Raw genomic sequence first — 1,507 nt, forward strand, 5'->3', positions numbered from 1 at the left:
GTTCATCACCGGGCCCCGGCCCCCGCCGGTTCCTGTCCGGCCGCGGAGAATCGCCGGGCAGGAACGCGGCCCGGCTCAGCGCTCTGCGAGCACCCCGTCCTTCTCCTCGTACAGGGCGCCGCTCCGCGGACACTCCCACAACCCCGGCTCACCCTCGCGTGCCACCAGACGGACACCGCTGCGACCCACCCAGCCGATCTGCCGGGCGGGTACCCCGACGACCAACGCGAAGTCCGGGACGTCCTTGGTGACCACGGCCCCGGCCGCCACCATGGCCCACCGGCCGACCCGCACCGGGGCGACACACACGGACCGCGCTCCGAGCGAGGCGCCCTCGGCGACCTTCACGCCGACGGCCTCCCAGTCGCCGCCGCGCTTCTGCTTGCCCTCCGGGTCGACGGAGCGCGGGTTGTGGTCGTTGGTGAGCACCACGGCGGGGCCGACGAACACGCCGTCGCCGAGTTCGGCCGGCTCGTACACAAGGGCGTAGTTCTGCAGCTTGACGTTGCTGCCGATCTGTACGCCGGTGCCCACGTAGGCGCCACGTCCCACCACGCAGCCCTCGCCCAGTTTGGCTCCCTCACGGATCTGAGCGAGTTCCCAGACGCTACTGCCGTCGCCGATCTCGGCACTGTCGTCGACCTGGGCGGTGGGCTGGACCCTGTAGTTCACGTCTCGCGCCTTCCTTGGACCGATTTTCCGCAAAGCATAAGATATCCAGCCCCGGACTCTTCGCCTCCGGGTGCATTGACGCCGCTGGGCGATCCGAAGTCTTCCTCGCGTGCAGATTTTCTGCCCGACCGCACGATTCGTCCGCTGCCGGACAGGTCGTCTCATCCGCCAGAAGGCGACTCAAAATGCACCGACCTCGCTCCCGTCATGGTCCCGAAGCGGACGCAAAGTGCATTTCGGGGAGTCTTTTCCATGGTGTTCGAGTGGGTCGTTGCAATTACTTCCTAGATTTCTCACCGACTTGGTATCGCTGATCGAACGTGTATGAGGAGGGGGTGCAATGTTATTGCGGACAGCGGTTCGCGGAATGACGGTGGCCGGGGTTGTGGCCCCTGCGTCGCCGCTGACGATGCGGCCGCCGCCATGCCTTACTGGCAGAAGTGGGTGCCGACGTCGGATCACGAGTGCGGGCCCACCGTTCATCCCTGGAAGTCCGTCAATGTTCTCCTCCAGGCCTGCGTAATCCACGGAAGCGGCAAGAACATGCGAACCGTGATGCTCGTGAGGGGCAATGCCGCTGCGGATATTCAAATATGTGGGTGAGTCCATGACGACTGGAATCCGAACGAATAGTCCCGCTGTCATGGCGGCAACCTTTCCGTAGGTGCGCTCACTGTCTGTTACGGGCAATCCTCTTCGGGCAAGGTCGGTAATAATCACGGCTGGGGAGAGCTCTACATGAATGGCGTGAACAGGAATCCGAGCGAGACGCCCAAGGCCGACCACTGGCTTCCGAACCAGCTTCGGCCCCCGTGAAGGCCCGCCGCTCCCGCGG

1 protein-coding gene is annotated in these 1,507 nt (G+C 65.2%); it reads right to left on the bottom strand.

The window, feature by feature from the left end; genetic code table 11:
• Positions 1 to 75: 75 nt before the first annotated feature.
• On the bottom strand, positions 76 to 672 hold the full coding sequence (locus ACFU8Q_RS41420; protein ID WP_384465368.1) for an acyltransferase: 597 nt from the start codon (positions 670 to 672) through the stop codon (positions 76 to 78).
• Positions 673 to 1,507: the final 835 nt, after the last annotated feature.

The organism is Streptomyces sp. NPDC057543, from assembly GCF_042801895.1.
In the GTDB taxonomy this organism is placed as follows: domain Bacteria; phylum Actinomycetota; class Actinomycetes; order Streptomycetales; family Streptomycetaceae; genus Streptomyces.